Here is a 25593-nt window from a genome sequence, read left to right on the forward strand (position 1 = left end):
CGTCAACGGACGCGTCGGCCCTCCGTCCTCAAGGCACCAGCAGGACGCGCAGGGTGCGCGCGTCGGAGCGGCCCCGGTCATCCACGGCGCGCACCACGTACGTGCCCGGCCGTGCCGCCCAGTGCAGCGGCTCACCGCGAGGCGCGGTGCCCACCAGTTGCTCGTCCACGAACCAGAACACGCGGCGCACGTCCGCGTCCGTCACCACCGCCAGCGGCACCGTCTGCGGCGCGGAAGCGGACGCCCGCAGGTTGTAGTCCACCCCGTCCTCCGGCGTCGTGATTTGCGGCGGCGTGCCCTCGCTGGCGCCCTGCTCCAGCCCGCAGCTCGAGTCCTCCGGCGGCGGCACCCGGCGCGGCAGGCCCGCCTTCTGGAACAGGCGCAGCAGGTCCGACGGCCAGAACTCGTACACCTCCGCCCGGGTGCCCGGCCCCGGGGAGCAGGAGCGCAGCCCCGTGCGCGCGTCCACCCAGACCTCCCGGTGCACGTCGCACGCGCGGATGGGCGAGGTCCCCGGGATGAACCACGTGCTCACCTTCCGGCGGCAGTGCGGCCCGGGGACGCCACCAGACAGCGCGCACACGTGTACGCGGCTGACGCCCGGAGGCGGCGCGATGCTCACGCGCCGCACGTCCGCGTCCCGCGAGCGCACCGAGTCCACCAGCTCGAACATCAGCGGCGCCGCCGCCGTCTGCCCCACGAAGGCGGGGTTGGACTCCCCGTCGAAGTTCCCCACCCACACCGCCACCACGTACGGCCCCACGATGCCCACGCTCCACGCATCCCTGAAGCCGGACGAGGTGCCCGTCTTCCACGCCACCGGCACGGTGTCCCGCGCCCACTCGGGCCGGAAGGACTGCGCGGGCCGGGGCCCGCGCGACAGCGCGTCCACCACCAGGAAGCTGGCCTCGGCGCTCAGCAGGCGCACGCCCTCGTCGCGAGGAGCGTCCACCTCCACCCGCAGCGGCCGGAGCACGCCCGCGTTGGCGAGCATGGCGTACAGCTCCACCAGCTCCACCATGGACACCTCCGCCGAGCCCAGGGCCAGGGCCAGGCCGTAGTGCTCCTCGGAGCGCAGGCCGGTGACGCCCGCCTTGCGCAGCAGGCCATGCAGCCCGGGCGCGGCGAGCCGCTGCGTCAGCGCCACCGCGGGGATGTTGCGGCTGCGCACCAGCGCGTCCTCCGTGGCGACGGGGCCCACGAACTCGCCGTCGAAGTTCTCCGGCGCATACCCCCGGTAGCCCCCGGGCGCGTCCTTCAGCATGGTGCGCGGGTGCACCAGCCCCTGGTCGAAGGCGAGCCCGTAGATGAAGGGCTTGAGCGCCGAGCCCGGTGAGCGCTTCGCCCGCGTGCCATCAACCTGCCCGTCGATGGACGCGTCGAAGAAGTCCGCCGAGCCCACCGCCGCGCGCACCTCCAGCGAGCGCCAGTCCACCACCAGCGCCACCGCGTTGCGGATGCCCACCCCGCGCCGCTGCTCCACGTACTGCCGCACGTGGCGCTCCAGCAGCCGCTGCATGGACAAATCGAGCGTGCTCTTCACGCTGGAGCCCGAGGGACTGGCCCGCAGCGCGCGCGCCACGAAGTGCGGCGCGAGGAAGGGCAGGTCCTCCGGCGTGCGCACCGGCAGGGGCTGCTCCATCAACGGCCGGCGCTCGGCGTCCTCCGCGTGCACCTGGGCCCAGCGGTCGAACAGGTGCAGCCGCGCCGCCGTCAGCGCTCCAGCGTCGCGGCCCGGGTCCCTGCGCGCGGGGCTCTGCGGGACGACGGCCAGGGTGAGCGCCTCCGTCAGGGACAGCCGCTCCACGTCCTTCGCGAAGTAGATGAGGCTGGCCGCGCCCACGCCTTCCACGTTGCGGCCGTATGGCGCCAGGTTGAGGTACGCCTCCAGGATTTCGTCCTTGGAGTACGTGCACTCCAGCTGGAGCGCCCGCAGCATCTGCAGCACCTTGCCCCCGGGCGTGCGGGACTCGATGCCGTAGCGGATGCGCGCCAGCTGCATGGTGAGCGTGGAGCCACCCATGCGGCGTCCGCCCGTGAGGTAGGTGCTCCACACGGCGCGGCCCAGCGCCACGGGGTTGACGCCGAAGTGCGTGCGGAAGTGCTGGTCCTCGTGGAGCAGCGTGGCCTCCACGAGCGACGCGGGGATGCGCTCCAGCGGCACCCAGAGCCGGTACTTCTCGTCCGGCGACAGGGTGAGCCGCAGGAGCCGGCCCTCGCGGTCGAACACCGCCTGCGAGAAGCCCAGCCCCTCGCGCACCGGCGGCCGGGGCACCACGGCGTACAGCACCGCGAGCCCCAGCACCGCCAGCAGCACTCCGCGCAACCGGCGGCGGCTCACGGCGCGAGCACCGTCACCTTCGCCCCCAGCGAGCGCGCCCGCACGCTCCGGTCATACATGCCCTCGGCGAAGGCCGGCGGCATCACGAACTGGCCGGTGTTGGTCGCCTTGATGCGGTAGATGTACTCGGTGACGCTGGAGCCCACCTGACCGTAGAGCACCACCCGGTCCTCGCGGATGTCCACGTACTCCGGAGCGAACGAGGACTGCTCGCTGCCCACCGGAGGCACCCAGCCGCCCGCGACGGGCTCGGGCTCGCTGTAGTACTGCTCCTCGCCCTCCCCTTCGTCGGAGCCCTCGTCCCCCTCGGAGGACTCCTCGGATTCGGGCTCCGACTCGGACTCCGATTCCTCTTCGGAGGAAGGCGTGGCGGGCTTCTCCATCACCACCTCGAAGCCGCCCGGCAGCAGGTCGGTGATGGCGACCTGGGAGAGGGCGTCCCTGAGCGAGCGCAGCTTCAGGTGGACCTCCACCTCGCCGCCCAGCGGCACCTCGGTGACGACCTTGCCGTCCAGGCTCCGCAGCTCGCGCTGCACCTCCAGCTTCTGGAGGATGGGCTGCGTCGGCAGCTCCAGGTCGTAGCCCGCCTGCGTCACCTGGAAGAACAGCGGCGCCGCCGAAGGCCCCTCCACGCGGACGGCGCTGGCCTCGTCGGAGAAGTCCACCCGGGGGAAGAGCCCCTCGGGCACCGTGAGCGGGCGGAGCGTGTCCGCCACCTTCTCCAGGATGGCGGCCCCGCTGCGCGACGGCATCCCCTTCGCGCCCAGCGCCTGGGCATAGGCCTCCAGCCCCAGGATGGCGTACGAGGAGGACAGCGTGTTGAAGCGCTCGTCGAGGATGGGCTTCGTCATGTCGGCCAGCGTCTTGCCGCTGACCTCCTCGAGCTTCTCCGGGAAGTGGCGCGACAGCAGATAGAGCACCTGCGAGTCGTAGACGAGCCCGTCATAGAGGTACGCGTAGTCCGTCTGCTGCGGCGCTCCGATGCGGACCGACTTGAGGACGCGCTCGGCCTCCTTGTCCTGCTTGAGCAGCCGGTACGTCGCCGCCAGGTACGCGGCCGTCAAATCCTTGGGCCACTGCTCCGCGTAGTTCAGGTCGAGGAACTCGCGCAGGGAGGCCACCGTCTGCCGGGACACCTTGCCGTTGCGGGTGAGGACGTAGTGCGCATACGCGAGGTTGCGCGCCTGGCCCAGGCTGGAGGGGCTGTAGGCCACCAGGCCCGTCAGCCACGTGAGGCCCCGGTTCAGCAGCTCGGGCGGCACCGGGAAGCCCCGCTCCTTCGCCTCGGTGAGGAAGTGCAGCGCGTAGATGCTCGGCAGCGTGGGCGCGTACGAGTTGGCCGCCCACAGCCCGAAGGCCCCTTCCTCGTTCTGCCGCGAGCGCAGCGTCTCGAGCGCGGAGGCAAAGGACACGTCGGCCACCTGCGGCCCCTGCCCCAGCAGCTCGCGCCGGCCCTTCAGCACCACCGCCGGGAAGGCGCGGCTGACGAGCTGCTCGGTGCACCCGTAGGGGTACTTCTCCAGGTACGTGGCCAGGCCGCGCGCCAGGCCCACCGGCAGCGGCGACGCGCTCACCTCCATCGTCCGGTACGCGCCGTACAGCTTGCGCGGCACCGGCAGGTCCGCCCTGCCGTCCTGGACGTAGCCGCCTGCCACGGAGGTGAGGAAGGGCACCGGCGGCCTCACGCTCAGGTCCACCGTCTGCTTCACGCGCTCCTTCCCCAGGGACGCGGTGAAGGCGAACGAGCCCGAGCCGAGCACCTTCTTCGCCCGCACCCGGAACGTCGTGCTCGCCTCGCGCCCCTCGTCAATCTTCAGCGGCCGCTTCACCTCGTCCAGCACCTCCAGGTGCTCGGACGTCTTCAGCTCCAGCACCACCTCCGCGCCCTTGCCGGAACCGTCCAGGCTGTTGGCCACCGCCACGCCCACGTTGAACTCGTCCCCGGGCGCGACGAAGGTGGGCACGCTGGGCGTAATCACGAAGGGCCCGCGGATGATGGCCCGCCGGCTCGCCGCGCCCACGGACTCCGTCCCCACGGCCACGGCCATGAGGCGCAGCTCACCGTTGAAGGAGTCGGGCACGTGGTAGGTGAGCGTCCGCTCCGTCTCGTCGATGTCGACGACGCCGGACCAGTACGCCACGGGCTTGTCCCGCTTGCGCTTGAACGGGTTCAGGTTCTTCCCGATGGCCGCCGCGCCCTCGTCGTCGCCGCCCATGGAGGACACGGCCCGGGACACGGAGAACTCCGGCAGCAGCAGGTCCAGGATCTGCCCGGTGCGCACCTCCAGCGCGCGCTTCTTGAAGTAGTGCGCCAGCGGGTCCGGCGTCGCGTAGCCGGCCACCTGGAGGATGCCCTCGTCCACCGCGAACACCACCGCCTTGCCCGCGCGGTTGCCGCGGTAGCGGATGCGGTACGGCTCGCCGGGGCGGGCCTTGTCCGCGCTGGTCAGCGTCACGCTCAGCGCGCGGCTCTCGCGGCTCACGGAGAACGGCACCACGCCGTAGCTCAGCGGGCTCATGAAGATCTCCTGCGAGTCCATGGCGCGCACGAAGGCCACGTTGACGTACCCGTTCCCCTCCAGGCCCGGCGGCAGGCGGATGGTCTGCACGGTGCTGGTGGCGTCCGCCTTGAACCACTTCCAGGCGTAGACGCGGTCTCTCTCAATCGTGATGAGGCCCGCGCCCGTGTACGGCGCCTTGATGCTCAGCTCGATGTCATCGCCCGGCGCGTAGTCCTGCCGCGCGAGCTTCACCTCCAGCTCGGCGTTCTTCTCCAGCGCGCGGGTGAGGTTGGCGTGGCCCGCCACGGAATACTCCACACGGCTGAGCTCCGTGCCCTCCGCGTCCTTCACCAGCACCACGAAGTCGCCGGGCTGCTCGGTGGACAGGGCGTACTTGAAGCCGCCCTCGCCCAGCGGCAGCTCGCGGGTGCGCACCACGGTGTCGCGGCGGGCGGACTGGTAGCTGTAGGTGCCGTTGGCCTGCTGCGTGAGCACGGATACCCAGCGCCGCTCCACCAGCTCCGCCTTCAACCCCTGCACCGCCAGCTTCTTCAGCGTGGGGTCCACGGCAATGAAATGCACCTCGCGCGCGGAGCCCTTGCTCAGGTACGCCAGGGCGCCATCCGGCTTGAAGCCGATGAGGTACGGCAGCGGAGACACCAGCAGCGACGCCTCGGAGGACACGCCCCGGCCGCCCTCGGCCTCGTAGCCCTCCGCCAGGAAGGACACGCGCCAGGTGGCCTTCTCGAACTTCTCAAGGCCCAGCTCCAGCGCCACCTCGCCATTCTCGTCGGTGGTGGTGTCCTCCAGGCGCTCGGTGAAGCTGCGCGGAGCGCGCAGCGGGTCATGGAAGAGGTAGCCGGGGTGCTTGCGGAAGCTGGGGTACGCCGGGCTGAGGGACACCTCGGCGGACACGCGCCGGTCCGCGGCGGGGATGCCGAAGAGGTTCTTCAGCGTCACCAGGCCCTTGAGCTCCTTCGGGGGCACCCAGCCCTCGGTGTTCTCGGCGCTGAAGCGGGTGGTGATGCGCATGCGGTCCGGCAGGAACTCCTCCACGCGCACGGTGGTGGAGCCCAGGTGGTTGCCCCGCTGGCCGTCCTTCACCACGTACAGGTTCACCTGGTAGTTGCCCGTGGGGGACGTCTCGTCCGTCGTGTACTGGAACCCCTCCAGGCCCATGGCGGAGAGGACGACCTTCTTCTTCTGGACCTCCAGGCCCCGCGGGTCGATGACGGCCACCTCCAGCGGCAGGCCGGTGGGCGGGCGGCTCCAGTCGGAGGCCTTCACCACCAGGCCCACGTGGAAGGTGTCCCCGGGGCGGTACAGGCCGCGGTCGGAGAACAGGAAGGCGGAGAGCCGCTCCGGCGTGGAGCCGCTCGTCATGCCGCCCACGTCGAAGCGGCTGAAGTTGAGCTGCCGGTCGGTGCGTTGGACGGGGATGAAGGCGAAGTCCTCGCCCTTGCGCGCCAGGTACACGACGGGCGTCTGCTCGCGGCGGAAGTCCGTCAGCCTGGGGATGGCGGCGTGGCCGTCCGCGTCCGTGGTGGCGCTCACCACCGGCAGGCCGTTCTTCCCCAGCACGCTCACCGTCACGCCCTCGGCGGGCAGGCCGGAGCCGAGGCTCTGCACGAACACGTCATGCGAGCCGTCCGAGTTGTCCTTCACCACCAGGCCCAGGTCCGTCACCAGCAGCAGCCGGGTGTCCTCCTGTCCCGTGGACCGGTCATGCGCCACATCCCAGCTCTTGACCTTGAAGAAGAACAGGCCGCGCCGGGCCTCGGGAGTGTCCTTGGGCGTGAGGTAGGGGGCCAGGTCGAAGGCGGCGTACTGCGCCTTGCCCCGGCCGGCACCTTCCAGCGGGCGCACCTCGGAGAAGCCCTCGGAGATGTTCTCCGCGTCGAACCGGTAGTTCTGGAAGTAGGGATGGGAGAAGCGGCCCTCGGTCTGCGTCACCAGGTGGTTGAGGTGGTTCGGCAGCACGCGGCCCAGCTCGAAGCGCAGCGCCTGGACGTCGCGCGACAGCACGGTGACCTTCTTCTCGCCCGCGAGGCTGAGCAGCGCACCCGCGTGGAGGATGCTCACCTCCTCCGGGAAGGGCGGCACGTCGAGGACGGTGTTGTACTCCTCGGCCAGCACGTAGCCGCCCGCGGACTGCATGCCCTTTCCGAGCCGCACGTAGAGGTAGCGCCCCACGTCCGCGCGGATGCGGAAGCTGTGCAGCGTGGCGTACTCCTTGTCCGCGGCGATGGGGTCCAGCTTCAGCCGGGCGGGGGCCGTGAGCAGCTCCTGACCGATGTGCCCCACGCCCTGGTTGGCCCAGTTCGCGTTGGGCTCCACGGGCTGGCCGTCCTTCGCCGGACGGTCCTTGGGGAGCACCCAGACCTGGAGATGCTTGCGCAGCTCCGCCTCGGTGACGCCGGTGGAGAGGTTGATGATGAGCACCTGCTCCGGCTCGTAGCGGTCGTTGCGCACGAGCGACACCTCGACCCCCTGCGCACGGAAGTACGTGTACATGCCGGGGATGCGGACGCTGCGGTCCTGCACCGTCAGGGTGCCGGCCCCGCCCCGGGATGCGCTGACGCCCGAGTCCAGCACCAGCTTCACGGAGGTGTCCCGGTCCGGAATCGGCATGAGGTCCGACTGGACGTAGGCCTGTCCCTTCAGCTTGTCGTAGGTGACGGTGAGGGGAATCTCCCGGTAGTCCGTGCCGAGCAGGGAGGTCTTCTCCTGGGGCATGCGCAGCGAGAGCTTGCGCACGAGCGTGGCCGAGTCCACCGGATGGGAGAAGGTCAGCGTCGCCACCACGCGCTTCTCCTTGGGATTGCGCGGGTCCTCGTAGAACTGCGCGTCGGTGATGGAGGCGGAGAATGCGGCGGAGCGGAAGGTAGTCTCGTACGCGTCGAGCAGGATGTGGCTCGGGAACAGCGTCCGGTCCAGGACGACCTTGTACTCCTGCCCCACGCCCCAGTCCTCGGCCGGGGTGAAGGTGAGCATCCGGTCATTGGCCCAGCGCCACTCACCGCGAACGGCGGGAGTGAGGGTGATGCCGGCCGTGACGGGCTTGCCAATCGCCTCCAGGGGCGCCACCGAGCCGGTGAAGTGGACGTAGACCGCCCCCGGCGTGGGGACGTCTTCAATCCGCGTCAGCGGAGGGTGGGTGGCGGAGAGCGAGTAGCTCACCGGCTTGGGGCGGTTCTGGTACCAGCGGTAGCCGGCATCCACCGAGACGGCCAGCAGCACCAGCAGGCCCAGGCAGAGCGCGATGCCCTTGGGGTGCTGGCGAACCCACGTGCCGCAGCGGCGCACGGTGCGGGCGATGGCGCTGCCCAGCGTGGCGGCCCAGGACGGCGGGGTCCAGCGAAGCTCTCCGAAGACGCGGGTGGCGAGCCGCGGTCGGGGCGGAGTGGGTTCCGATTCGTTTGAGGACATGGGGTGGGGTGCGGCACGAAGTGCCTGCTCGGGAGAGAGCAAGCAGGGGGCCAGCCACGCGGGGATGAAAGCACGACTGACGTCCGGACCTGAAACCGGCACGCCGTGGGTGGCGGGCCACGCGTGGGTGTGCGTCCGGGGCCGCGAGGTGAAGACGACTGTGGCTGCCTGGCCGCTCGCTCGTCAGCGGGAGCCGGAGGGCTCACCCGGCCACGGTGTGCGGAAGGTCCGGCGGGACCCGTCCCGCTGCGGCGGCGCGGGCCGCGCGGGCGGGCCCGGCGCCACCTGGGGAGGAGGTGACTCGAGGGACGGGTCGCGCTCCACGACGACGACCGGAGGCGTCCCCCACAGCTCGCCCGCCACCCACGCGCCGACGACCAGGAGCCCCATGCCCAGGCCTACGGTGAGCGCCAGCAGCGCCATGCGCCGATTCGTGCTCATTGGGGCGCGCGGGGCGGTGGCGGCCTGCGCGTCCTGTCGTGCCGCGGGCGCTTCGACAGGGGCCGCCAGGGCCGGCGGCGGAGCCATCGGAACTTCCCGAGCAGCTCGGAGGGCAGCGAGCGCTTCGGCCGCGGAGGCGAACCGCCCCGAGCGCTTCGGAGCCAGCAGCCGGCCGAGGAAGTCCCGGAGCCGGGAGGAGCCCTGGACGTGCTTCTCGAAGGAGAGCGCCATCCCCTCATCGAGCAGGTCCGACGGCATGCGTCCGCTGAGCGCGTGGACCAGCGTGGCGCCCAGTGCATAGAGGTCACTGGAGGGCTCCACCGTCCCGCCGAGCTGCTCAGGAGGCATGTAGCCGAAGGTACCCACCAGCGTGGAGCCGTGAGTCACGTCGCGGGCCAGATGCCGGGCGGCGCCGAAGTCCACCAGCGCCACGCGCCCGTCCGGGCGGAGGATGAGGTTGGCGGGCTTCACGTCCCGGTGGAGGAGCGCGGGCGTGCGCTCGTGCAGGGCCTGGAGCGTCCGGAGCACCTGCTCGGCCAGTGCCCACGTCTCGTCCTCGTCCAGGCGCTGCCGTTCGATGCGCTGGAGGAGCGACTCCCCCTCCAGGAACTCCTGGGCGAGGTAGAGCCGCGTCCCCACCCCGCTCCCCTCTTTGAAGCTCGCGACGAAGCGGGGGATGTCGGGGTGGCTCAGCGAGCGGAGCACCGCGGCCTCGCGCTCGAAGGCATCGAGTTGCTCCACACCGGGCACCAGCGCGAAGAGCAGCTCCTTGAGCGCCACGGGGCGCCCCTCCGGGCCCTCCGCGAGGTACACCCGGCCATGCACGGACTGGGAGATGAGCCGCCGGATGCGGTAGCCGCCCGGGGCCACCGCCGCACCGCAGTGGTCGCACCGGGGGCCTTCGAGGGGCGCCTCGCAGACCACACACGAAGCCCTGTCCTCCCGGCTCCCCGACACGGACTGGACGCGCTCCAAGGTGCACCTCCCGGCGGGCCCCAGTCTACGGGGCCCGGCGCGGGTGATGCGAATCGCGGGCCAGCTAGCTCCCCGTCGCCGCCGGGGCGGGCTCCGGCGCCCTGGGCAGCACGGTCTGGACCACCAGGCTCAGCACCACCACCAGCGTGCAGCCGATGACGTTGAACCACAGGTAGCCGATGTCGCTCAGCATGAAGAGGGCAATCACCGTCGACTGCGAGATGACGGCGGCGATGAACACCGCGTGCCCGCGCACGTGCTTGACGAAGAAGGCCACCAGGAAGAGGCCCAGCACCGTGCCGTAGAAGATGGACCCCAGGATGTTCACGGCCTGGATGAGGTTGTCGAGCAGCGACGCGAACGTCGCGAAGCTGACGGCCACCAGCCCCCAGAACACGGTGAACAGCTTGGACGCCACCAGCACGTGCTTGTCCGACGCGTCCTGGCGGAACACCCGCCGGTAGAAGTCCACCGTCGTCGTGGCGCCCAGGGCGTTCAGCTCGCTGGCGATGGAGCTCATCGCCGCCGCGAGGATGACCGCGATGAGCAACCCGAAGAGGCCATTGGGCAGCCAGCGCTTCACGAAGCCGATGAAGATGTAGTCGGAGTCCTTGGTCTCCACGCCCGGCAGCGCGCGGGCCACCACCGCCTTGGCCTCCTTGCGGACGTCACTGGCCTGCTTCGCCGCGCTCCGCAGCGCCTCTCGCGAGGTGGCCTCGGTCGCCGCGTCGCCCGCCTCGCGCGCCGCGAGGAAGCGCTCCACCTCCGCGCGCTTGCCCGACTGCACCTGCTCCCACTTCGCCTCGACCGCGGCGTACTCCCCCGCCTGCGCGGTGCCCTGCACGCGCTCACGGAGCGGCTCGTTGAACAGCAGGGGCGGCGTGCTGAACTGGTAGAAGACGAAGACGAGGATTCCGACGAAGAGGATGAGGAACTGCATCGGAATCTTCAGCACGCCGTTGAACAGCAGTCCCAGCCGGCTCTCGGTGATGGAGCGCCCCGTCAGGTAGCGGCCCACCTGCGACTGGTCCGTGCCGAAGTACGACAGGGACAGGAAGAGGCCGCCGGTGATGCCGGACCAGAAGTTGTAGCGGTCCTGCACGTCCAGGTCGAAGCTCACCACGTTCATCCGGCCAAAGGCGCCCGCCACGTCCACGGCCTTGCCGAACGAGATGTGCTCGGGCAGCCGCCACACGATGACGATGGCGGCCACCACCATGCCGCCCATCATCACCACCATCTGCTGCTTCTGCGTCTGGCTGACGGCGTTGGAGCCGCCCGTCACCGTGTAGACGATGACCAGCGCGCCCATGGCCACCACCGTGGGCTCCAGCGGCCAGCCGAGGATGGTGGAGAGGATGATGGACGGGGCGTAGATGGTGATGCCCGCCGCCAGCCCGCGCTGGATGAGGAAGAGGAACGCGCCCAGCAGGCGCGTCTTCAGGTCGAAGCGCGACTCCAGGTACTGGTACGCGGTGATGACGTTCAGCCGGTAGTAGATGGGGACGAAGACCGCGCTGATGATGATCATCGCAATCGGCAGTCCGAAGTAGAACTGCACGAAGCGCATCCCGTCCTCGTACGCCTGCCCGGGGACGGAGAGGAAGGTGATGGCGCTCGCCTGCGTGGCCATCACCGACAGGCCGATGGTGGGCCACTTCAGCTCACGGGCCCCGCGCAGGTAGTCCTCGCTGGTGGTGGCCTTGCGAGCCTTCCAGAGTCCCCACACCACGATGAACGCCGTCGTCCCGCCGAGGACCAGCCAGTCGAGCAGTGTCACGAGTACGCCTCGGTGAGCGCCCAGAACAGGGCGACGAACAGGACGAAGGTGCCGAGCACCACGAGGTAGATGTTGCGCCAGGACCCGAGCAGGGGCGGCACGTCATCCATCTCGGGGCGGGGCGAAGCGGGCTTCTCCAGCGAAGGACCGGGTGTGCTCATTGTGCGAGGACGTTCGCCAGGAGGCGGTAGGCGCCGGGTACACCGGCGGGGAGCTGACGGAAGAAGGCCAGCCCCGTATAGGCAAAAGTGCCTTTTCCGTGACGGGTGACCAGGAGCGAGCCCTGCAGCGGCGCCTCACCGGGGTCGCTCATCGCGAACACCGGGCGGTAGCGCTCGTCCCACTTGGAGGCGAAGTAGAGGCCACGCTCCTGGACCCAGCCCTCGAAGTCGGCGGCCGTCAGCGCGTTGGGCGCACGCAGCAGCGGGTCGTTCGGCGTGACGGGCGTCATGGCCGCCGTCTCGTCCGTGACGCGCTCCCGGCCAATCTCCAGCGGGTGCGGGCCGACGAAGGTGGTGAGCGGGCCCACGCGGCTATTGGTGTTGTACTGCACCACCAGTCGCCCTCCCCCCTCCACGTACTTCAGCAGCCGCTCGCGGTGCACGGCGAGGCGCGGGTTGGCGTTGAAGGCGCGCACGCCCACGAGGATGGCCTCGAAGCGCTCCAGCTTCTCGCCGGCCAGCCGCTCCTCGGGCAGCACCGTCACCTCGTACCCCACCGCCGCCAGGCTCTCCGCCACGCGGTCTCCCGGCCCGGGGATGTAGCCGATGCGCTTCACCTTCGTGGCCAGCGCGAACGGCACCAGCGACGCCTCCGACGGCTGCCGCACCGCCTGCGGAGGGATGTGCTCGTACGACACCGTGCGGAGGCGCCACGACTCGGTGCGGCCGCCGCTCTCGACGATGGCGCGCAGCCGCCCCTTCGCCGTGGCGCCCTTCGGAGGCGTCACCGAGAAGAGCACGGTGCGCTCGTCCCCGCGCGCGGCGAGCTGGAACGGAACCTCCGCGGGCTCCACGCGCCAGCCCTGCGGCACCTCCAGCCGGGCCTTGCCCGAGGCCTCACCCCTGCCCGCCGCCAGCACCACGGAGACGGACTGGGAGGCGCCATTGGGGAACATGAGCACGTCCCGCGCGAGCGTCGCGGTGACGGCGGGGACGATTTCGAGCGCGCGGTACAGCTCCCCGCGCACCGGGTCCGTCCACACGTAGACCACCGGCCGCGTCACGCTGATGCGCCGGCCGCTCGCCTCGTAGACGAAGGTCACCGCCAGCGCGGGCCCGCCCTCGGGCTGGCCGGTGAGCGCGCGGTCCGCGCCCTCCAGGGTGAAGAGGCCGCCCATGACGGGCTTGCGCAGCCAGTACGGCGTGGAGATGGTCGCATCGTCCGGGAGCTTCACCTTCCGCGACAGCTTGAAGGGCGCATGGCCGGCCAGCGCGGTGTTGGTGGCCACCGCCTCACCGCCCGGCAGCGTCACGCTCACCAGCCGGAGCCCGGCGGGCGAGCGGTTCAGCGCCGTCAGGTTCAGCTCCACCTGCGTGCCCGGCACCGCCGTGGGCTCGGCCGCACGGGCCTCCAGGAACAGGCCCGCGCACGCGGCCAGCAGCGCCTCCGTCTCACGCAGCTTGTAGGCCTTCCACGGGTGGTCCTCGGGCAGCGCGGACAGCGCCTCGTGGACGCGGACCAGCGCGGGGACGCTGCGGTGGGGCGCGCGGACGTCGAAGCCCTTCACCGCCTCGTCCACCGCGCGGGCCACGGCCTCGGTGCCGCTCCAGCGCTTCCACGTGAGGTCCAGCCCCTCGAACACGTCGGCCTTCGGGCGCGTCCCGGCCAGCGGCGAGAAGTACTCCAGCAGCGGCCCGCGCTCGGCCGGCACACCGAAGCCCTGGCTCTTGTGCTGGCTGCGGCTCTCCGCCGAGACCTCACCCCAGGAGCGCCCGAGCAGCGGGTCGTAGCCGCCCACGTCCACCTTCAGGTAGCCGGACATGTCCGCGTCGGGCTTCAGGTTCCAGGTGGAGACGTTGTGCAGCAGCCGGTCCGCCTTCCACGGCTTCACCTCGGGGAGCTGCTCGGGGAAGCGCTTCGGGTCGGCCGCGGCGACGAAGGCCTCCGCCGCGAGCAGCGCGGACGCGGTGTGGTGGCCATGGTTGGGCGGATTCGTGGAGAAGCGCGTGACGATGACGTCCGGCCGGAAGCGGCGGATGGCGAGCACGACGTCCGCCAGCACCTCGTCATGGCCCCAAATCTTCAGCGCCTCGTCCGCGCTCTTCGTGTAGCCGAAGTCCCGCGCGCGCGTGAAGAGCTGCTCGGCGCCGTCCACGCGCCGTGCCGCGAGCAGCTCGTACGTGCGGATGAGCCCGAGCAGCTCGTCCTGCTCGGTGCCGATGAGGTTCTGCCCGCCGTCGCCGCGCGTGAGGGAGAGGTAGCCGGCGCGCAGGCCGCGCTCCCCCACCAGCCACGCCAGGAAGCGCGTGTTCTCGTCGTCGGGGTGGGCCGCCACGTAGAGGACGCTGCCCGTCACCCCGAGCCGCCGCAGGCCCGCCGCGACTTCACCTGCATGGGGTTGCCGGGGAGCTTGCGCCATTGCCGACGACCCGAATCCGAGGCTCATGACCAGCGCCATTCCAAAGCTGAGCAGGTTCCGCATTCGCGGCGGACCCTATAACAAGGCCCCTGCTCGCGCGCGGCCCGCGTTCGCCCGACATGACGCAGCCAGCCAGGGGAATACGGGGGGTGCGGGCATGTTGCTTCCCGTGCCGTGCTCCCACCGACCTGTTATCACCCGCCCCCGTGACGTCCTCGTTCTCTGCCGCGTGGCTCCGCGGAGATGCGCGCGCGCTCTCCTTCCTCCCCGACCGCTGTCGTCGGCCCACCTCTCGTGCCGAGGCCGTGGCGGCCGCCGCGTCACGCTCCGTGCCTCCCGCGCTGCTCGACGTACTCGCGGCCCGTAACGCGCGCCTCGCCCCCAGCCCCGCCCGCGAGCGCAACCTGGAGCTGCTCTCCCGCCCGGGCACCGTGGCGGTGGTGACGGGGCAGCAGATGGGCCTCTTCCTCGGCCCGCTCTTCACGCTCTACAAGGCCGCGGCCGCCATCACCAATGCCCGCGCCATCACCCAGGAGACGGGCCGCCCCTGTGTCCCCATCTTCTGGCTCCAGACGGAGGACCACGACCTCCCGGAGATAGACCACTGTCACCTCCCGCGCTCCAGCGGCGGTCCCCTGCGCGTGGCGCTGGACCTGCCCGACGCGGCCGCTTCACGCGCCCCCATCGCCCACCGCTGCCTGGGCCCCAGCATCACCGCGGCGCTGACCACCCTGCGCGCCGAGCTGGGCGCCGAGCCCCACGCGGAAGAGTTCCTGTCGCTGCTGGAGCGCGCCTACCGCCCCGACGCCACGCTCGCGGAGGCCTTCGCCGAGGTGCTCTCGACGCTCTTCGCGGAAGAGGGGCTCGTCTTCCTCGACCCGAGAGACCCGCGCCTGGCGGCGCTCACCGCGCCAGTGCACCACCGCTCCATCGAAGAGGCCGCGGCCATCTCCACCGCGCTCGCCTCCCGGGCCGACGCGCTCGCCAGCGCAGGCTTCGCGGTCCAGGTCCACATCCGTCCCGGCTCGCCGCTCGGGTTCTACTCGCCGGACGGGGCCGAGGGAGCGCGCTACCGGCTGGACCCCGCGGGGCCGGACACCTGGAGCCTCGTGGGCCATCCGGACGGGAGGTCCGTCACCACGGCCGAGCTGCTGGGCTGGCTGGAGCGGGAGCCGCTGCGCTTCACCACCTCCGCCCTGCTGCGTCCGCTCCTCCAGGACACGTGGCTGCCCACGGCGGCGTATGTCGGCGGCCCTGGAGAGCTGGCCTACTTCGCGCAGCTCGAGCCGCTCTATGCGCACGCGGGCCTGCCGATGCCGCTCGTCGTGCCGCGCGCCCGCTTCCGCGTGCTCGATGACCGCGCCCGCCGCTGGCTCGGCAAGCTGGGCCTCACCGCTGACGAGCTGAGCACGCCCCGCGAGGAGCTGCTCACCCGGCTGGCAGCGCGTGACGCCACCCAGGCGCTCGAAGCCCCCGAGGCCCTGGAGGCCCGCCTCTTCGGTGCGCTGGCCTCCGAGCTCGACCGCCTCGAGGACCCGCTGCTCGCGTTGGACGCGAACCTGAAGGATGCGCTCCAGCGCACGCGGGGCACCGTCCGCGTCGCCGTGTCCCGCCTCACGGGCAGGTATGCGCGCGCGCTCGCCCGGCGTGACGGCACCACGGCCGAGCGGGTGGACCGCCTGCGCACGTTCCTCACCCCGAATGACGAGCCCCAGGAGCGCGTCCTCGGCCTGCCGTACTACGCGAGCCGCATCGGCATGCGCGCCTTCACGAAGCAGGTGCTCGACGCCTGCGTGCCCTTCTCCGGCGCCCTTCAGGACCTGACGCCATGAGCGGGTCCGTCACGGCCTACGGCCTGGACGCCCTCGCCTTCGGCCCGCACCCCGACGACGTGGAGCTGTTCTGCGGCGGCCTGCTCGCGAAGCTCGCGGGCCAGGGCTACCGCACCGGCATCGTCGACCTGACGCGCGGCGAGAAGAGCTCGCGGGGCACCCCGGAGACTCGCGCCCAGGAGACGGAAGCCGCCTCCCGCGCGCTGGGCCTGACCCACCGGGAGAACCTGGGCCTGCCTGACGGCTGGGTCAGCCCCTGGGCAGGCTTCGAAGCGCCCGAGCCCGAGCGTGCCCACACCTCCGCCGTGGCTCGCGTGGTGGAGGTCCTCCGCCGCCTGCGCCCGGAGCTCGTCGTCGTCCCCTGGGAGGAGGAGCGCCACCCGGACCACGAGGCCGCCAGCGCCCTGGTGACGCGCGCGCTCTTCTTCGCGGGGGTGCGCAAGTTCGAGGCGGAGCCCGCCAGCGCGCCCTTCACGCCACGGCAGGTGCTCTACTACCCGCTGCGCCATCTGGCCGAGCCGAGCTTCGTCGTGGACGTGTCGACCGTGTACGAGCGCAAGCGGGCGGCGGTGCACTGCTACGCGAGCCAGGTGCAGCCCCGGCCGGATGCGCCGCCCACGCTGGTGGGCTCTCCACTGTCCCTGTCCTCCCTGGAAGCCCGTGACGCCTTCTACGGCGCCCAGATTGGCGTCCCCCACGGCGAGCCCTACGTCGTCCGCGAGACGCTGGGCCTGGCGGACCCGGTGGAGCACTTCCGGCGGAATAGCTTCGCGCGACCCCTGTTCTTCCCCCAACGCCGATGACCGACTCACTCAACGTGGCCATCACCTGCTTTCCCACCTTCGGAGGCAGCGGCATGGTCGCCACCGAGATCGGGCTGGCCATGGCGGACCGCGGGCACCGCGTCCACTTCATCGCCAGGGACCTGCCAGTGCGCCTGCATGGCACCACCCGCAAGGTCTTCTTCCACGAGGTGGCGGAGAGCGACTACCCGGCGCTCCAGCACTCCAGCACCTACCCCATCGCGCTGGCCTCCAAGATGATTGAGGTGGCCAACTACGAGCGCCTGGACGTGCTGCACGTCCACTACGCGGTGCCTCACGCCACGGCGGCGTGGATGGCGCGCGAGGTGCTGGGGGACAAGGCGCCGCGCATCGTCACGACGCTGCACGGCACGGACACCACGCTGGTGGGCATCGACCCCAGCTACCTGCCGATTACCCGCTTCTCCATCCTGCGCAGCGACGCGGTGACGACGCCCTCGGACTTCCTCCGCCGTGCCACCTGGAAGGGCTTCGACATCCCCGAGAGCGTCCCCATCGACGTCATCTTCAACTTCGTGGACACCCAGCGCTACGCGCCCGTGAGAGACCGCGCGTGCCTGAGCACGCTCTTCCCGGACCTGCGCGAGCCGGAGCCGGTGCTCATCCACGTCTCCAACTTCCGGCCGGTGAAGCGCATCGCCGACGTGGTGAGCATCTTCACGGAGGTCCACCGCCGGCGCCCCTGCCGGCTGGTGATGATTGGGGACGGCCCCGAGCGCGCGCTCGCCGAGCGCAGGCTCCGCGCGCTGGAGCTGGAGGACCGCGTCGCATTCCTGGGCAAGCAGGACCGCTTCGAGGAGCTGCTCGCGGCGGCGGACGTCTTCCTCCTCCCCAGCGAGCAGGAGAGCTTCGGCCTCGCCGCGCTGGAGGCGCTCAGCTGCGGCATCCCCGTGGTGGCGAGCAACATCGGCGGAATCCCGGAGCTCGTCACGGCCGGCGAGACGGGCTTCCTCGCGCCGGTGGGCGACATCCAGGCCATGGCCGGGCACGTGCTCACCCTGGTCCAGGACCCGGCTCGCTGGAAGGCCTTCTCCCAGCGGGCGCGCCAGCACGTGCTGGAGCACTTCCAGCTCGGCCCGGCCATCGACCGCTACGAGGCGCTCTACCGGCGGCTCGCGGGAGCCCCCCGACGCTGAAGGGGCCCCCGGATACGAGGTGCGACGACTACTTGTTCTTCCAGTCGGCCAGGGCCTTGGAGACCTGGTCGCGGAAGAAGAAGTTCTTGTCCTTGTTGCCCAGGTCCCAGGCAATCTGCGCGGACTTGCGGGCCTCGGCGTAGTTGCCCATGCGCGCCAGGATGTCGGCGCGAATCCAGTTGTTGAACCAGTTGGACTGGATGGCGACGGACGCGTCCGCGTGCTTCAGCGCGGTGGCGTAGTCCTTGGTCGAGTCCGCGATGTAGCGGGCCGCGGCCATCTGCATGCTCGCGGTGCTGTTCTGCGCCGCGGCGATGTTCGCCTTGGCGTGCGCGGCGGTGTCCACCTTGATGGGCACGGAGACGCGCAGCTTCTCCCACTCCAGGTCCAGCGACGTCGAGTCATCGGTGGTGTTGGAGAAGAGGAACGTCAGGCGCTCGCGGTTGGGGACCTCGGCGGTGGTGGCGGCGACGCTGGCGACGTCCTGCTTCGCGTCATAGGGGTTGCCACCCGACCACAGGGTCAGGTCCTTGTTCAGCATGACCTTCCACCCCTTCTGGGAGGGCATGCTGACGATGGTGTACGTGCCGGCGGGCACGGCCTTGCCACCGAAGGTGACGTCGCGGCTGAAGGTAATCTTGGTGGCCGCGTTGGCGCCGGTGCGCCACGCCTTGTCCCAGGGCACCACGTCGCCCCAGACCTTCCGGCCCTTCACGCCGGGGCTGGAGTAGTCGATGGAAATCTCGGTGACACCCACCTCCTGGGAGACCTTGGCGGCGGGGCTGGGGGCCGGCAGCTCCAGCTGGGCGGCGGCGGGCGTGGCCACGAGGGCCACGAGCGCGGAAAGCAGACATCCGAGGGCAGCGTTCTTCATCGTCCTCATGTGCGTCCTTTCTCAACCTGTCAGGTTGAAGAATCGGCGCACTGTATAGACGAGTCGCTGCCCCACCACACGTTTCAGTTCAGCCCGCACCGCGTCATGGTGCGGGCCCGCTCGGAGCGCGCTACCAGCCCTTCACGCCGCGGCCGGTGCCCGTGGGCAGGCCCGCGTCATCCAGCTGCGGGCCGCCCGCGGTGCCAGCGTCCGTGGCCCCCGCGGCCCCGGCGCCGCCCGTGCCTCCGGTGTTGGCGGCGCGGTCCGCCGACTCCTTGTTGCCCTGGGTGCAGCCCGTGGCGCCCCCGACCAGCGCGCCCCCCATCACCAGCACCTGGAACAGCTTCTGGTAGTCCATGTCGGCCCGGCCCTTTCCGGCGCGAACAACCCATGCGCCGTCTGGAGAAGCCCTTACCCTACTCCGGGACGGGGTTGCCCTGCTCGCGCGGGCGGGCGGGCGCGTGGACGTGGACACTCGCGTGACTCAGGTGTTCCCCCCTGGGCCCGGGGTGTCCATGCTGCGAGCCGAGGAGTGACATGAAGCTCACGCGGCTCGTCGTCCACCACTACCGCAGCGTCGTACCGGGCACCGAGCTCGTGTTCAGCCCATCGCTCAACTGGGTGCTGGGGGAGAACGGCACCGGGAGGACGACGCTGCTGGAGCTGCTCGCCACGGTGGTGGGCTCGGACTTCTCCAGCCTCATCCACGAGTCCTTCGCCCTGGAGTACGACCTGACGCTCCCGGGGATGAAGCTCCACGTCTTCGTCCGGAACGAAGCGTCCCTCCCCACGGCCGAGCCCGGGGGCCCGCCGCGAAAGGGCTCGGAGCTGCTGCCCCTGCGCACGCCGCAGCCGGCCGGGTCGGGGCTCCACCCCCGCATCGAGGTGGACCTGTGGCTCACGGCTCCCGCCGCCCACGTGATGATGCGGGCCGACGAGCAGGGCATCGACTGCAAGGTGGATGGAGAGCCCGCCTGGTCGCGGACCATGCACTGGTCGCTGCTGGACCGCTCGGTGTGGACGCTGCTGTTCATGACGGCGCAGTACATCGACCGCGACATGAAGGAGCGGCTCAAGGAGCTGCTGCGCCGGACGTTCCTGCTGGCGCCCCAGCGCTTCGACGAGGCGCTCGGGATGTTCGAGCGGCTGGGCGCCATCCGGTACGCCATGGAGGTGCGGGACGGTGAGGTCTTCCCGCTCGGGCTGATGGCGCTGCCCACGTGGATGCCGGGCTGGCTGCGCGAGCAGGTGGAGCGGGAAGCGCCGCCGGACGTGCTGGAGCTGCGTCACGACGCCATGGAGCGCAGCTTCCTGGCGCGCTTCGTGGCGCTCGCGGGCTTCACGGCGGGGACGTTCCGAGTGGAGGTGCAGGAGAAGCGCTCGTTCGAGAATGGCGGGCGTGTGGGCTTCGGCGGCTTCGGCTTCCACTTCACGCGGCGGGACGGCCGGAGCCAGTCGCACGCGGAGCTGGGCTTCGGGCAGAAGCGGCTGCTGTCGTTCCTGTACTACCTGGACGTGAATGAGGACTTCGCCATCGCGGACGAGCTAGCCAACGGCCTGCATCCGCGCTGGGTGGAGGCCTGCATGCGCGAGCTGGGCCCGAGGCAGGTGTTCCTCACCACCCAGAACCCGCTCCCCTTCGAGCACGCGGTGTTCTCGTCGGAAGAGGAGCTGCGGGCCTCGCTCGTCCTGTGCGGCGTGACGCTTCGGGAAGGACAGGAGCGCATCACCTGGGCCAATCCCTCCTGGGCGGCCACGGGGACGCTCTTCGACGCGCACCGGATGGGGGCGCGCCCGCTGGGAGCCCTGCTGCGTGAGCAGGGCCTGTGGTGACGGCCTAGAAGCGTCCGGCCCGCGCCTCGTCGAAGTCGACGCGGTGCTTGAGGTACAGGGTGTCCAGCATGTGGTTGCTGATGGGGTTGAGATTGCCGTCGGTGAAGCGGTGCACCACGGCGCCCTTGCCGGCGTCCTTGAGGAAGGACAGCGGGTCCACGCTGCCGCCCAGGCCCGTGAGGGTGGGCACGGGGTCCGCGTTGTTGACGTAGTGGACGTAGTTGGGCCCGTCCGGGTAGCGCGTGGACGCGGCGCCGAAGGTCTCCACGTCGAGCTTGCCCATCAGCTTCTCGACCTGCGCCTGGGACATCCCATCTTCGATGCGCAGCCGGTTCTGCACGTCCTGCAGGGCCCGCGCGGTGATGAGGCCGCCCTGGCTGTAGCCCATGAGGTGGACTTCGCGCCCGGCCTTGAGCTCGTCGTAGATGGTGTCCGCCAGCGTATCCACGGCTGGGTTGCTGCCCTTGTCCAGCTTGTCGCCCACGCACTGGGCCAGGTCGGCCGTCAGTCCCTGGGTGGCGTTGTGGATGCCGACGACGCGCGCATCCGCGCTGTTGGCGATGGCCTGCATCTCACTGAGCTGCCCGGCCATGGGCGTCATGATGCCGTTGACGTAGAGGAGGGTCTTCGACGGGCTCGGGTTGTCCGTCGGCATGACGCCCGGGATGTTGCTCAGCGGCGTGCCCGGCGGGAAGGACTGGCCCTTGGCGCCCACGAGCTTCCCGTCGCTCATCCGGGCCGGCTTCGCGTCGCCCCCGAAGAGGCGCTTCAGCTCGCTGAGGTGGGAGGCCTCGAAGACATCCTTCCCCATCTTCACGAAGCGGGGGAGGTCGGCCAGCCCCTGCTTCGCGGCGTCCACCACCGCGCCAAGGGGGTTCTTCAGCGCCGTCGCGGAGGTCCGCGCCTGCGTCGAGGGCGGCACGGTGGGGAGGGTGCGGCTGCGGTCGACGGGGCTCATGGAGGACCTCCGGCCCAGGGGGCGTGGGCGTCCCTCCATTTTCTCAAATCCCGTTCCGGAGTTGCGTCCCCGGCGGGGAGTGAGGCCCCGGGCACGCTGCTGGAGCGGGTCTGCGCTGCCCCAGCTCCTGGTCCTCCTGTAGCGTCGAGGCGGGATACCCGGCGATGAGGGGGCGCCAGAACCGGGGGCTCGGATGAACTTCCGTCGTGCCGTGGCAGTGTGGATGGTCTTGCTCATGACGGGCTGCGCGAACACTCGCGTGGTGCGGCTGGAGACGGGGCGGGGCCGGCCCGTGGAGTACGTGCCCGTTTCCTGGGATGCCTCCGTCGAAGTCAGCGAGGACGAGTTCAAGGATGCGCTGGTCCAGCTGGCACTGGAGGTGCCGCTGACGCTGCGTCCCTCCCAGGTTGGCGGCTGGGTCCGCGCATCGACTTCCGGATACGGCAGCGCCGCCGACACGGTGTGGCAGCTCGCGCTGCGCAAGGACTACGGGCGCTGGTGCCGGGCATATGAGGCGCCGGGGGACTGTCTCTCCCTGCTGGAGGACGGCCTGGGCTTCTCTTCCACGGACAAGCTGGCGATGGCGCTGGGTCTGTCGCTGGACCCGATGCACGAGAGCATTGCCGAGGCACTGGAGGGCACCTTCAGCCCCACGTTCTTCAAGGCCGTGGTGGTGGCGGCGCTGGTGTCGTGGGCCATCCTGGCGGCGAACCCGGAGCCGGTGTTCACCAAGGCCGCGGCTGTGCTCGCGGTGGTGATGCTGGCGTACCTTGGGGTCGACTCCTTCCTGTCAGTGGTGCGGGCCTGCTTCGAGTTGAAGGTAGCGACCGACAGGGCCACCACGTTCCAGGAACTGGATGCCGCTGGCGTGCGCTTCGGCCGAATAATGGGTGAGGAGGGAGCCCGGGTCTTCGTGCTGGCGGCGACGGTGCTGCTGAGCCGGGGAACGGCGGCAGGCACCGCGTGGATGGCGGCACGGCTGCCCCGGTTCACGGAGGCTGCAACGCTCGGTGCCCGGCAGGTCGGGCTGCGCCTGGAAGCTGCGGCGGAGGTGTCGTCCGTGGCGGTAGTGGACGGGCTGCTCGTCATCGCCCTGGCGCCCAACGCGGTCGCCATGGCGGCGATAGGTGATGGGAACACGGGCGTAAAGGTGCTCCCCACCGGCGGTCCAGGAGAATGGGTGCAGGTAAACGAGACGATGCCCGAAGCCGCCCGCGCCTATCAGAGCAGGGTGACGGGAGCGCCCAGGGGCTACACCTACCGCGTGAAGCGCAATGGTGAGGAGGTGGACTTCGACGGCCTCGACCCGAAGGACGAAGCACTCCTGGAGGTCAAAGGCCCCGGCCTGGCGAAGTTCTTCGACGGCGAGCTGAATCCAGAAGTGTTCTTCACAGGCGCGCAAAAGTTCGTCATTCAGGCCCAACGTCAGAAAAGAGCCGCAGGCGGGATGCGCGTCCGATGGATCGTCGCTGAGAAGAAGTTTGCCGATGCACTACGGAAGCTATTCGATGATACCCAGCTCGCCGACATCGAAGTCCGTCATCTCCCATGAATCACGAGACATGAACGACACCTACTATGCAGGCTGTTACTGGTCCCTCCGTCATGAGCCCGTTGAGACCTGTGCGCGACGTGCGGAGGACTTTTTTCGGCGAATCAGCCCGCTGGAGCCCACCTGGAACCAGTGGCATGAGCCGGGGAGCTCCTTTGCAAAGGCGCGTAAACTTCAAGTCTCCACGGATGAAGCATCCTTCCTGAGGATATTCAGAAAGAAGAAGAACAGGATTGCTGACGATCAATTTCTATTCTGGCTATGGGCCGGCGACAATCCCAAGGAGACATCTGGCGTCAATGGCTCCTGTGGCTCGGGCGACCCCTGGGCTAGCCTCTGCTGCGTGCTCAGTCCCCCAAGTAGAGGAGCCGTGGCAGAACGGGTCCTGACCGCGCCTGTCATGGCTGAAGTGGTGCGCGCCATGGCCCTGGCTTGGGACCCGGAATGCGCAGTGGCGACGTCTCACCTGCACCGAGAAATAATCGTGCAGCGCCCCCACCCAGGCACCTTCACAGGCTGGCTCACCTACTTCTCCCGCCAGCGAGGCACGGTGCCCCCGCTCCCCGCCCCCGTGCGCATCGAGCCCGTGGAGGACAGGGGCACCCTCATCATCCTCACCCCCGAGCGCTTCACCGCCGCCAACCCGGAGCACGTCGCCCTCGCCGCCCGGGTCCAGGAGCTGCTCGACCGTGCGGGCCTGCTCCGCCCCCTGCAACAACCCGTGGCGAAGTAGGGCGGGAGCCACGCCCCCGCCCCTCACCGCTTCAGCCCCTCAGCACCCCGGACCCGAAATCTGGGACGCCTCGCAGCCGAGCAAGCCGCCGCCCTGGATGGGAATGAGCGTCACCGCCCTCAATGTGGCGCCGGAGGAGGCGGCGGCTCACTCCGCTCCGGCTGGGAGACGGACTTCTCCACGTGCTTGCGCATCAGGCGCCGCGTCTCCATCTCCTCCTCCTCCGTCTTCTGGCGCCGCCGCACCAGGCCCTGCGTCTCATCCACGAACCAGAAGAGCACCCGGAAGAAGGCGGCGATGACGGTGACCAGCAGCGAGGAGAGGAACCAGCTCAGGACGAGGCCCGGCCAGCCCTCCAGCACCACGTCGATGGCGTACGTGCCCGTGAGCGGCACCAGCGCGAAGGCGGCGTAGTGCGAGACGCAGTACGGGCAGGACACCAGGTAGCCCAGCCAGGAGTCCTTCCCTCCCAGCCGCTCCCGCACGGGGGCGAAGATGCGCTCCTTCGCGATGGTCTGCGACACCCCCATCACCACCGCCGAGACAGCCAGGAGCTGGAAGAGGTCCGCCATCCCCACAAGGTGGCGATGATGTGTGCGTCCCGGAACGCCCGGCTGCCCTGCAAGAGCCCGTCCGCCTGCCTGTCCTCAACGGAGTCACTCGTCCCCGCCCCGCGTCGGCCGGTGGACAGTCGGAAGAGAGTTCGGAAAGGCCCCCTGTAAAAACGACCGGGTACCGGCCCTAAGCACCCTCGGCCTTCGATGCAAACCCGCGTATCGACTGGCCAACGGGGCTGATCCGCCTTGGCACGCGCATCGCAAAGGGCAACCCCCGTCCGAAGCAAATCGGTCCCCCGAAAGATTCGATCTCTTTTCCCCGAGAGACACCATGCAGACCACCAACTCCTTCGCCTCCCCCGACTCGCTCTCCACGTACCTCTCGGAGATCAACCGCTACCCCCTGCTCACCCAGCCGCAGGAGCAGGAGCTGTCGCGGCGCTTCCGGGCGGGCGACCTGGCCGCCGGCCACCACCTGGTGACGGCCAACCTGCGCTTCGTGGTGAAGGTGGCCTACGAGTACCGCTCCTACGGCCTGAAGATGTCGGACCTCATCCAGGAGGCGAACATCGGCCTGATGAAGGCCGTGCAGAAGTTCGACCCGGACAAGGGCATCCGCCTCATCTCCTACGCCGTCTGGTGGATTCGCGCGTACATCCAGAACTGCATCCTCAAGAACTGGAGCCTGGTGAAGCTCGGCACCACGCAGGCGCAGCGCCGGCTGTTCTTCAGCCTGGCCCGCACCCGCCGCGAGCTGGAGAAGCTGGGCGCCGGCGAGGGCAACATCGTCAACGCCGAGGAGATTGCCCGGAAGCTCAACGTGAAGGCCTCCGAGGTGCGCGAGATGGAGCAGCGCATGGGCGGCAGGGACCTCTCCCTGGACGCGCCCATGGGCGAGGACGGGGACGCCACGCACCTGGACTTCGTCGAGTCCGAGTCCGCCTCCCAGGCCGACGAGGTCGCCGACCGCCAGCAGGCCGACCTCACCCGCGAGCTCGTGCAGCGCGCCCTGCGCCGCCTGGACCCGCGCGAGCGCTTCATCATCGAGCAGCGCGTCATGGGTGACGCGGAGATGACGCTGAGCGAGCTGGGCGAGCACTTCGGCTTCTCCCGCGAGCGCGCCCGCCAGCTCGAGATTCGCGCCAAGGACAAGCTGAAGGCCGCGCTCGCCACGCTGATGGCCGAGGCCGGCGTCGACGAGGCCACGCTCGCCGCGTAGCCAGCCGTCTGCGACACGAAAAGTCCA

The 25593-nt window shown here is 70.3% G+C and carries 17 protein-coding genes; 7 read left to right on the plus strand and 10 right to left on the minus strand.

From position 1 onward, the window contains the following. Window positions 1-28: 28 nt before the first annotated feature. The 6 genes from pbpC to LXT23_RS29655 all read right to left on the minus strand — a co-directional run bounded on the left by pbpC (window position 29) and on the right by LXT23_RS29655 (window position 14075). Window positions 29-2341, minus strand: a complete 2313-nt coding sequence (gene pbpC / locus LXT23_RS29630; protein WP_253983702.1) for a penicillin-binding protein 1C — start codon at window positions 2339-2341, stop codon at window positions 29-31. After that, the gene (locus LXT23_RS29635) at window positions 2338-8271 is read right to left on the minus strand and encodes an alpha-2-macroglobulin (RefSeq protein ID WP_253983703.1); all 5934 of its coding nucleotides are present in this window, start codon (window positions 8269-8271) and stop codon (window positions 2338-2340) included. The genes pbpC and LXT23_RS29635 overlap by 4 nt, the downstream gene beginning before the upstream one ends. A 183-nt stretch (window positions 8272-8454) precedes the next feature. Continuing rightward, window positions 8455-9687 (minus strand): serine/threonine-protein kinase, encoded by a 1233-nt coding sequence (locus LXT23_RS29640; protein WP_253983704.1) that lies wholly within the window; start codon window positions 9685-9687, stop codon window positions 8455-8457. A 64-nt stretch (window positions 9688-9751) separates the two neighbouring features. Continuing rightward, complete coding sequence (locus LXT23_RS29645) at window positions 9752-11467, minus strand: sodium:solute symporter (RefSeq protein WP_253983705.1); 1716 nt, start codon at window positions 11465-11467, stop codon at window positions 9752-9754. Beyond that, window positions 11464-11628 carry a hypothetical protein gene (locus LXT23_RS29650; protein WP_253983706.1) on the minus strand — a complete coding sequence of 55 codons (165 nt, stop codon included), beginning with the start codon at window positions 11626-11628 and terminating at the stop codon, window positions 11464-11466. Before LXT23_RS29650 ends, LXT23_RS29645 begins: the two co-directional genes overlap by 4 nt. After that, a complete protein-coding gene (locus tag LXT23_RS29655; RefSeq protein WP_253983707.1) occupies window positions 11625-14075 on the minus strand; it encodes a PIG-L family deacetylase in 2451 nt (816 codons plus the stop codon). The genes LXT23_RS29650 and LXT23_RS29655 overlap by 4 nt, the downstream gene beginning before the upstream one ends. Window positions 14076-14167: 92 nt before the next feature. Between LXT23_RS29655 and bshC the strand changes: the two genes are divergently transcribed. Genes bshC through bshA form a run of 3 tightly spaced genes read left to right on the plus strand, consistent with a single transcriptional unit; the run spans window position 14168 to window position 17840 of the window. Continuing rightward, complete coding sequence (bshC, locus tag LXT23_RS29660) at window positions 14168-15880, plus strand: bacillithiol biosynthesis cysteine-adding enzyme BshC (protein ID WP_253983708.1); 1713 nt, start codon at window positions 14168-14170, stop codon at window positions 15878-15880. Next, on the plus strand, window positions 15877-16683 hold the full coding sequence (bshB1, locus tag LXT23_RS29665) for a bacillithiol biosynthesis deacetylase BshB1 (protein ID WP_253983709.1): 807 nt from the start codon (window positions 15877-15879) through the stop codon (window positions 16681-16683). Before bshC ends, bshB1 begins: the two co-directional genes overlap by 4 nt. After that, window positions 16680-17840, plus strand: a complete 1161-nt coding sequence (bshA, locus tag LXT23_RS29670) for an N-acetyl-alpha-D-glucosaminyl L-malate synthase BshA (protein ID WP_253983710.1) — start codon at window positions 16680-16682, stop codon at window positions 17838-17840. Before bshB1 ends, bshA begins: the two co-directional genes overlap by 4 nt. A gap of 28 nt (window positions 17841-17868) precedes the next feature. On the opposite strand, the gene LXT23_RS29675 is transcribed toward bshA, so the two are convergent. Next, on the minus strand, window positions 17869-18714 hold the full coding sequence (locus tag LXT23_RS29675; protein ID WP_253983711.1) for a DUF2911 domain-containing protein: 846 nt from the start codon (window positions 18712-18714) through the stop codon (window positions 17869-17871). Window positions 18715-18844: 130 nt separating this feature from the next. Then, window positions 18845-19072: a hypothetical protein gene (locus tag LXT23_RS29680; protein WP_253983712.1), complete on the minus strand. Its 228-nt coding sequence runs from the start codon at window positions 19070-19072 to the stop codon at window positions 18845-18847. A gap of 179 nt (window positions 19073-19251) precedes the next feature. Here LXT23_RS29680 and LXT23_RS29685 point away from each other — a divergent pair, with 179 nt between their 5' ends. Further along, window positions 19252-20547 carry an AAA family ATPase gene (locus tag LXT23_RS29685; protein WP_253983713.1) on the plus strand — a complete coding sequence of 432 codons (1296 nt, stop codon included), beginning with the start codon at window positions 19252-19254 and terminating at the stop codon, window positions 20545-20547. Window positions 20548-20551: 4 nt separating this feature from the next. On the opposite strand, the gene LXT23_RS29690 is transcribed toward LXT23_RS29685, so the two are convergent. Further along, the gene (locus LXT23_RS29690; protein WP_253983714.1) at window positions 20552-21505 is read right to left on the minus strand and encodes an alpha/beta fold hydrolase; all 954 of its coding nucleotides are present in this window, start codon (window positions 21503-21505) and stop codon (window positions 20552-20554) included. A gap of 193 nt (window positions 21506-21698) precedes the next feature. Here LXT23_RS29690 and sitA5 point away from each other — a divergent pair, with 193 nt between their 5' ends. Continuing rightward, on the plus strand, window positions 21699-23057 hold the full coding sequence (gene sitA5, locus LXT23_RS29695; RefSeq protein ID WP_456106457.1) for a SitA5 family polymorphic toxin: 1359 nt from the start codon (window positions 21699-21701) through the stop codon (window positions 23055-23057). A 10-nt stretch (window positions 23058-23067) separates the two neighbouring features. Then, window positions 23068-23790: an immunity 52 family protein gene (locus tag LXT23_RS29700; protein ID WP_253983716.1), complete on the plus strand. Its 723-nt coding sequence runs from the start codon at window positions 23068-23070 to the stop codon at window positions 23788-23790. 119 nt (window positions 23791-23909) lie between these two features. Here LXT23_RS29700 and LXT23_RS29705 read toward each other — a convergent pair whose 3' ends face one another. Further along, window positions 23910-24362, minus strand: a complete 453-nt coding sequence (locus tag LXT23_RS29705) for a hypothetical protein (RefSeq protein ID WP_253983717.1) — start codon at window positions 24360-24362, stop codon at window positions 23910-23912. A gap of 316 nt (window positions 24363-24678) precedes the next feature. Here LXT23_RS29705 and LXT23_RS29710 point away from each other — a divergent pair, with 316 nt between their 5' ends. Further along, a complete protein-coding gene (locus tag LXT23_RS29710) occupies window positions 24679-25566 on the plus strand; it encodes an RNA polymerase factor sigma-32 (protein WP_253983718.1) in 888 nt (295 codons plus the stop codon). Window positions 25567-25593 lie beyond the last annotated feature (27 nt).

The organism is Pyxidicoccus xibeiensis (assembly GCF_024198175.1).
Lineage (GTDB): Bacteria > Myxococcota > Myxococcia > Myxococcales > Myxococcaceae > Myxococcus > Myxococcus xibeiensis.

Excerpts from the sequence above, each read along its gene's own strand:
- LXT23_RS29690 (WP_253983714.1), bottom strand. The coding sequence starts at position 21,505 with ATGAGCCCCGTCGACCGCAGCCGCACCCTCCCCACCGTGCCGCCCTCG.
- LXT23_RS29635 (WP_253983703.1), bottom strand. The coding sequence starts at position 8,271 with ATGTCCTCAAACGAATCGGAACCCACTCCGCCCCGACCGCGGCTCGCC.
- bshC (WP_253983708.1), top strand. The coding sequence starts at position 14,168 with ATGACGCAGCCAGCCAGGGGAATACGGGGGGTGCGGGCATGTTGCTTC.
- LXT23_RS29680 (WP_253983712.1), bottom strand. The coding sequence starts at position 19,072 with ATGGACTACCAGAAGCTGTTCCAGGTGCTGGTGATGGGGGGCGCGCTG.
- LXT23_RS29700 (WP_253983716.1), top strand. The coding sequence starts at position 23,068 with ATGAACGACACCTACTATGCAGGCTGTTACTGGTCCCTCCGTCATGAG.
- sitA5 (WP_456106457.1), top strand. The coding sequence starts at position 21,699 with ATGAACTTCCGTCGTGCCGTGGCAGTGTGGATGGTCTTGCTCATGACG.
- LXT23_RS29650 (WP_253983706.1), bottom strand. The coding sequence starts at position 11,628 with ATGAGCACACCCGGTCCTTCGCTGGAGAAGCCCGCTTCGCCCCGCCCC.
- LXT23_RS29655 (WP_253983707.1), bottom strand. The coding sequence starts at position 14,075 with ATGAGCCTCGGATTCGGGTCGTCGGCAATGGCGCAAGCTCCCCGGCAA.
- LXT23_RS29705 (WP_253983717.1), bottom strand. The coding sequence starts at position 24,362 with ATGGCGGACCTCTTCCAGCTCCTGGCTGTCTCGGCGGTGGTGATGGGG.
- LXT23_RS29710 (WP_253983718.1), top strand. The coding sequence starts at position 24,679 with ATGCAGACCACCAACTCCTTCGCCTCCCCCGACTCGCTCTCCACGTAC.
- bshA (WP_253983710.1), top strand. The coding sequence starts at position 16,680 with ATGACCGACTCACTCAACGTGGCCATCACCTGCTTTCCCACCTTCGGA.
- bshB1 (WP_253983709.1), top strand. The coding sequence starts at position 15,877 with ATGAGCGGGTCCGTCACGGCCTACGGCCTGGACGCCCTCGCCTTCGGC.
- LXT23_RS29675 (WP_253983711.1), bottom strand. The coding sequence starts at position 18,714 with ATGAAGAACGCTGCCCTCGGATGTCTGCTTTCCGCGCTCGTGGCCCTC.
- LXT23_RS29685 (WP_253983713.1), top strand. The coding sequence starts at position 19,252 with ATGAAGCTCACGCGGCTCGTCGTCCACCACTACCGCAGCGTCGTACCG.